We start from the raw sequence: 5,915 nt of genomic DNA, 5'->3' as shown, positions 1-5,915 counted from the left end.
CTAACATCACCACGTAAAGAACCATCAGTTGCGGTTTAATACTAAAGATTATTCATAATTTTGTTAAGTCTCTGATTAACTCAGCCCTGCTGGGTCATTTTCCATAGCTTAGTCTAAACTCCAGTTAGGATGGAGTGCTGCAGAGTGCCCAGCTGACAAAGGGATTGATGCAGATCAAGAGCAAATCGCCCGTTTTACATGGTTACGTCGCGCGCACATGCCTTATGAAGGCGGTGTGATGTATACGCGGTGCAGAGGTGCGGTGTACGCTTTGGTCGCTGGCTGCTTTGAACTTTGCTGGAGAACCGCCTTTAGACAGAACTCGTCTTTATCGGTGGTTTACTGAGTTGCAGAATCCCGATGGTGGCTTTGGCTACTGGCATGGTCGTGGTTCAGACCTCGTGGCAACTGTTTCTGCACTTGAGAGTCTTCAGTATTTGGGACTGAAAGGCGATCGCCAGGTAAACCTCGCAGCGAGTGGTCAGTTCTTGCTACAGTGCGAAGACCCAATGGGGATGAAATTTGTACCCGACGGCGAAGTTACATTGAGTACCACCTGCCAAGGGATTCGCGGTTTACTTGCTGTGGGACTAGAAGAAAAAGCACGAGAGCTAGCAACCTTAATTAATTGAACCACAGGAGGTTTTACAACGATGATTAGCCAATACATTGAAAAAACAGCGATCCAAGACCGTGTCCGCCAAACTCTCTCCGAGGTATTTGGTCAGCCTATTGAGAAACAGTACGACCAAACTTTGCTACGAGACATTCCAGATATTAGTTACGACAGCATGACTGCTTTAGAGTGTGTCAGTGCAATTGAGCAAGAATTTGGCGTCACAATCGACATGATTGAAGATGATGTCATGTACAATTTCCAGTCTGTAGAAAACATACAGGCTTTTGTGGAGAAAAAACTGGCTGACAACTATGCCTTAGAGCAGTCTTTCACATAAAGATCGTATTCAGAGCAAGGGCGATGAAATACCAACATCAAAAAACCCTGACACCGGGCGAAATCAAACACCATCTGCTGCAATCGCAGATTTCAGGGCCAGGAAATCAACCGAGTGCAATCCTAACTCCCAATAAAGTTGACCCATTACATCAAACAAGTTGGAACGTACAGTGGCATCTATACTCAGAGTCAACGCGGGCAAACTTTCTCGCACAGATCCCTAAATGGATTGGTTTTTACACGTCCGGTCATACCAAAAAACCTACGTTGTGGCTGCGTGAAATGAAACAGCTACTGAAAGAGGTTGATATCTTGAGTGACATTTGTCAGGCAAACAGGATTGATGGAGTCATAACCTTTGCCCCTGCTCATCATTTATACGGACTCCTTCTTTCCTTTTTGCTACCAGCTGTCAAAGGGCTACCTGTTTGGTTTTGCCCCATGAACTCGCTTACTTCACTCCGCTATCCCGAACTCAAGAATCCCCTTTTTGTGACTATCCCTTCAGCTTTGGCTTATCTGGAGCGTAGAGTTCGAGACCTCGCCGAATATGATGCGATAACAATTATTCACAGTACAGCTTTACTACCAACTGTCGGTTTGCGACTATTGGAAAAGCTGAAACACAAGCAGGTACATTTTGTAGAGCTTTTTGGTTCTACGGAAACCGGCTTAATTGCTGTACGCACACCTAAAGCTGAGGTTGAAACTCCCTGGAAACTTGTGAGCGATGTTACTTTCGCAAATGTACACCCACGCGAAGAAGGTCCACTGGAGATTTGCAGTCCCCGCCTTGCTTCAAATTCACTGGGTGTGCGACTCACGTCTTGGCAACTTGACGACTTTGTTAAAACTTTATCTCTAAAAACCTTTAGCTTTCAGGGTCGCAGATCCCGTCTCGTTAAGATTAACGGACGACGGGTGAACTTGGACTACATGGAGGAAGTTATTAGGCAAGCTATTCCCTGTCGCGATTTGGCTTGTGTGCCCGTACGTGACAACCTCAGAAGTGAAAACTTCGACTTGCTTCTGGTTCCCGATCCAAAAGAACCAATTGGTGTACAACAGACAAGGTCAAAGTGCAAAGAAGTACTGGCAGAGACGGAACAACCCCGGAGAATCTTGCTAGTTCCAGAACTTGAACGCAGTTCCACAGGAAAGCTTCGCTGGCAAGGAAGACTCTCTGCATAATAAACACAACATTAGACCTTCTTTCGGGAAGTCACACCAACTTCATCAAAGAAGGTGACATATCAAAATCCCCCAGCCTCCCCGAAATTTGGGGAGGTGCCTCAAGCAGGGGAGGGCGTTTGTAGCAAACATGAAATGAAGAGGTAGTGCCATGAGTCATTATGTATCTACTGAAGTTAGCGTGGCATATTTAATACAAAATGCAGCTTGGAATGCCAAACTCAGCCTATCACCCCAAAAACGCAAGCACATGGAAGAGGGGGCGCTCGCGCTGTCGCAAAAGCTGGCAGCAGGCTGCAAAGTGTACGGAATCACACAAGGATTTGGACCGTTGGTACGTTTTGATGCCAGTCCGTCATCATCCAATCAAGGCATGGGACTGATATCACATCTTGCTACCGGTCAGGGAAAGCCACTGACTCCAGACGTAACAAGGTTCATGCTGTGGCTGCGTCTTCAGGGGATGACGCAGGGGCATTCCGCTGTCTCCCCAGATTTCTGGTTGAAACTAGCTGAGCTTTGGAACCGAGGCTTTACCCCTGTTGTCCCGCGAGATGGCAGTGTAAGTGCCAGTGGCGACCTTATACCACTTGCTCACGCGGCTCTGGCATTTGCAGGAATTGGGGAGGCTTGGTCAGGTTCACCCGATTCAGGATGGACGCGGATTCCTGCGAAGGAAGCTCTCTCTACCCTTGGCGTTGAACCAATTGTTTGGCCTGCACGCGAGGCTCTGGCATTTGTAAATGGCACAACTGTGAGCTTGGCCGCTACTTGCTACAACTATCAGTCTATTTACATTATGGCTCGTGCCCTTGCCGCTTTGTCTGGTCGCATCGCCTACCTTCTGGGTGCCAACCCCGAACCGTACACTCCAAAGATTTCTTTGGTTCGAGGACAACCAGGTCAGATCCGGGCTGCTAAGTGGATACGTGCGGAGTTAACACCAGAAATGTGCGTAAAAAAGGGTAGACCTTTACAAGAGCCATACAGCTTGCGGTGTGCTCCACAGGTAATCGGTGCCGTGATTGACCATTTAAGTTTGCAGGAGTCAATCCTTGTGCAAGAAGCCTTGGGTTGCACAGATAACCCTGTGGTTTGCGATGGAGAAGTGCTTCATGGAGGAAATTTCCACGCGCTACCAGTGGCACTTTGCTCCGATCAGCAAGCTCTATGCTTGCAGCAACTGGCATTCCTGGCTGAAAGGCAACTCGCACTATTGCTTAATCCTGAGCATAACGGGGGCAAACCACCAATGCTCACCCCTAATCCAGGTCCAACAAGCGGGCTAGCTGGCGTTCAGATTGCCGCTACATCATTCGTGTCCAAGATCCGCCAACTAGCTTATCCCGCTACATTGACCTCCTTGCCCACCAATCTGGGGAATCAAGACCATGTTCCCATGGCTCTCAACGGTGCCAATACAGTGGCTGAAACGATACAGCTTGCATGGCTTGTCATCGGTTCACTAGCACTGGCACTGAACCAATGGACTCACCTTGAGCAATCAAAGAGTACGGCAGGAACGGTGTGGGCAGAGTTACAAGCTAGGTTTAAGCCCCTTGACACTGACTTGTCGTTAGCAGAGGATGTACACAAGCGGCGGAACTGATAGAAAATGCTGCTACTTGCTGGTTAAACAGTCCACATACAACTAAGGGTGTGGAATAAAAAGTTTATAACGGCTAACCATTTGGACACAGATATCAATGTTTGCTGAACAGTTCTTTCACAGTGGATTATACATTCAGTAGACCGAAAAGTTTTCCAAAAGACTTAAGCGCGGTTCATTTGAGCGAGTGTATACAATCAGCCAGAAATCCGGTAGACTCTGCTTTTCGAGCCATAGAGTTGTAGATTAGCTCTCCTGCGATCGCTTGCAAGAAAGGACTGGAGTAAAAATAAGTCGAGCCACAATGGGGAGAATGATCCAAAAGCTAAATCTAACACGCAAAAAAAACAATACATGCCAGTGAACGATACACAGAACGAGTGCAAAAACTCCGGACACAATATTGGAGAACAATTGGGGAGGTGAACCTAGCTGACCTAGTATTTATCGATGAAGCTGGAGTTAATATTGCGATGACCAGACTATTTGCTCGCTCAAAAAAAGGTAGTCGTGCTTATGGTGCTCGCCCGGATGGACGTGGAAAAAATGTGACAATGATAGGGGCAATGTCTTTGAAGGAGATTATCGCCGCCATGACCTTTCAAGGAAGTACGGATACCAATGCTTTCTACACTTATGTCACTCAAGTTTTGGTTCCTACACTTTGGCCTGGAGCTTGTGTAGTTATGGATAATTTCAGTTCCCATAAGGTTGCAGGTATCCAAGAAGCGATTGAAGCGGTGCGGGCAAAATTAGTTTACTTGTCCCCCTACTCTCCTGATTTTTCGCCAATTGAAAATTGTTGGTCTAAGGTCAAACAGCGTTTGCGATCGCTTAGCGCTAGAACCTATGAAGAATTAGATCAAGCCATTACAGATGCACTCTTAACAGTGACCAATAGGGTTTTGCACCTGAGATGGGTTGAACTTGATGCTCATAAGTTCGCTCTTTCAATGTCCTGGCATTCAATCTTGACCAAGCTGTATGGTCTCCAGCTAAGACGATTTGTTCTACTGAAATCAGTTGTTTTATATACAACTTCATCAGTTCCGTTCGGGGTGGATTTCCGTCTTGTATCGCCTCGTACACACTTGGCCACTGCCGTCGAAACACAGGAGATACTGATAGTTCTGCAAATGAATAGACACTACGTGTTACCAAGACTGCATCCATTAAGTCAAATAAGGCATCCCTGGCTTTCCCAAGGATAGTGTACACGCCTGTACGAAATTGTTTAAGCTGTTTTAATGTCATGGTCAAGCTGAATCAATTTTTCCTTTTATCAGCATTGACCAAAAAGCGGTCAGTTCAACATCGCTGACCACTTTTTTTTGACGACATTCTGCGATCGCCCTTGAATAAGCATGTTTTCCACCAAGAACTGTAGATGCTGTGCCCAACCCAGTAGTACTCCTCGCACCCGTTAGCGTTGCTAACGGCTTAAGCCGTATCGTGTTCGACCATCCCTGACCGCGTGCATAGCGAACGTTACCACGATGCCTCCAACAACCATAGACTCCCCTTCGCTTTTTTATACCTGTACCCAATTTTTCCCTTCTAGTACATTTGAACTGTTATGGGAGTGAGTACCAACTTTTAGTCTAAACTCCAGTACTAAAGAAAAGAGCGATTGCCCCCATAGGATCAGGAGACAATCGCTTTCTCATCAGTTCATATTCCGAAACTTAGCAGCACGCAAAGATTGAGTTTTCGCTGCAACCACAGGACTACTAGCCCGTCGTGCGGTGGATGCCCAAGCCTGCATGCGCTCAACTGCCGCCGCATCCTGAATCGCAAGCGGAGTGATGGTTTGACGGCAAGTTTCCAAATCCCCTAAAGTGATCTGTTGGGGTCTACCCTCATCGAATGCCAACAGCGCAGCTTCAGATGCGAGAGTTTCCAATTCTGCCCCTGAAAACTTTGCAGTGTTGGCTGCGATCGCTTCGAGATATTCAAGCTGTACTTGAATACCGAATCGCTCTAGGTGAATCCCTAGAATCTGTACCCGTTCTGGCTCTGTCGGCAGATCGACGAAGTTAAACTAAGCCGCTTTGTCACCAAAGCGACTCGTCTTCAGAACCGTGCATGAGACTTTAACCTCACACGGCTCCTCAATAACTTGGCTTTTGTCATAAGCACCTCGCTTAATTCGCTGTC

The 5,915-nt window shown here is 47.0% G+C and carries 6 protein-coding genes and 1 pseudogene; 5 read left to right on the top strand and 2 right to left on the bottom strand.

The genetic code is table 11. The annotated features are described in order from the left end of the window. Positions 1 to 257: 257 nt before the first annotated feature. From LC653_RS44285 to LC653_RS44265, 5 genes are all read left to right on the top strand, one after another. A complete protein-coding gene (locus LC653_RS44285) occupies positions 258 to 632 on the top strand; it encodes a prenyltransferase/squalene oxidase repeat-containing protein (RefSeq protein ID WP_229501595.1) in 375 nt (124 codons plus the stop codon). 21 nt (positions 633 to 653) lie between these two features. Continuing rightward, on the top strand, positions 654 to 956 hold the full coding sequence (locus tag LC653_RS44280; protein ID WP_229501594.1) for an acyl carrier protein: 303 nt from the start codon (positions 654 to 656) through the stop codon (positions 954 to 956). Positions 957 to 979: 23 nt separating this feature from the next. Continuing rightward, the gene (locus LC653_RS44275) at positions 980 to 2,149 is read left to right on the top strand and encodes a class I adenylate-forming enzyme family protein (protein ID WP_229501593.1); all 1,170 of its coding nucleotides are present in this window, start codon (positions 980 to 982) and stop codon (positions 2,147 to 2,149) included. A gap of 151 nt (positions 2,150 to 2,300) precedes the next feature. Then, the gene (locus tag LC653_RS44270) at positions 2,301 to 3,758 is read left to right on the top strand and encodes an aromatic amino acid ammonia-lyase (protein WP_229501592.1); all 1,458 of its coding nucleotides are present in this window, start codon (positions 2,301 to 2,303) and stop codon (positions 3,756 to 3,758) included. Positions 3,759 to 4,108: 350 nt separating this feature from the next. After that, entirely contained in the window at positions 4,109 to 4,969 is an 861-nt protein-coding gene (locus LC653_RS44265) for an IS630 family transposase (protein WP_308189254.1), read from the top strand. Positions 4,970 to 5,014: 45 nt separating this feature from the next. On the opposite strand, the gene LC653_RS44260 is transcribed toward LC653_RS44265, so the two are convergent. After that, entirely contained in the window at positions 5,015 to 5,305 is a 291-nt protein-coding gene (locus tag LC653_RS44260; RefSeq protein WP_229501590.1) for a hypothetical protein, read from the bottom strand. 119 nt (positions 5,306 to 5,424) lie between these two features. Further along, positions 5,425 to 5,793: pseudogene (locus LC653_RS44255) on the bottom strand (AAA family ATPase); the annotation flags it as partial. Between the last annotated feature and the right edge of the window lie 122 nt (positions 5,794 to 5,915).

The organism is Nostoc mirabile CHAB5784 (genome assembly GCF_020829645.1).
GTDB classification, from domain to species: domain Bacteria; phylum Cyanobacteriota; class Cyanobacteriia; order Cyanobacteriales; family Nostocaceae; genus Nostoc; species Nostoc mirabile.
This window is presented reverse-complemented; position numbering and strand designations above follow the sequence as displayed.

Bases quoted from the DNA above. Each gene is read 5' to 3' on its own strand.
- LC653_RS44280 (WP_229501594.1), top strand. From the start codon at position 654: ATGATTAGCCAATACATTGAAAAAACAGCGATCCAAGACCGTGTCCGC.
- LC653_RS44275 (WP_229501593.1), top strand. From the start codon at position 980: ATGAAATACCAACATCAAAAAACCCTGACACCGGGCGAAATCAAACAC.
- LC653_RS44270 (WP_229501592.1), top strand. From the start codon at position 2,301: ATGAGTCATTATGTATCTACTGAAGTTAGCGTGGCATATTTAATACAA.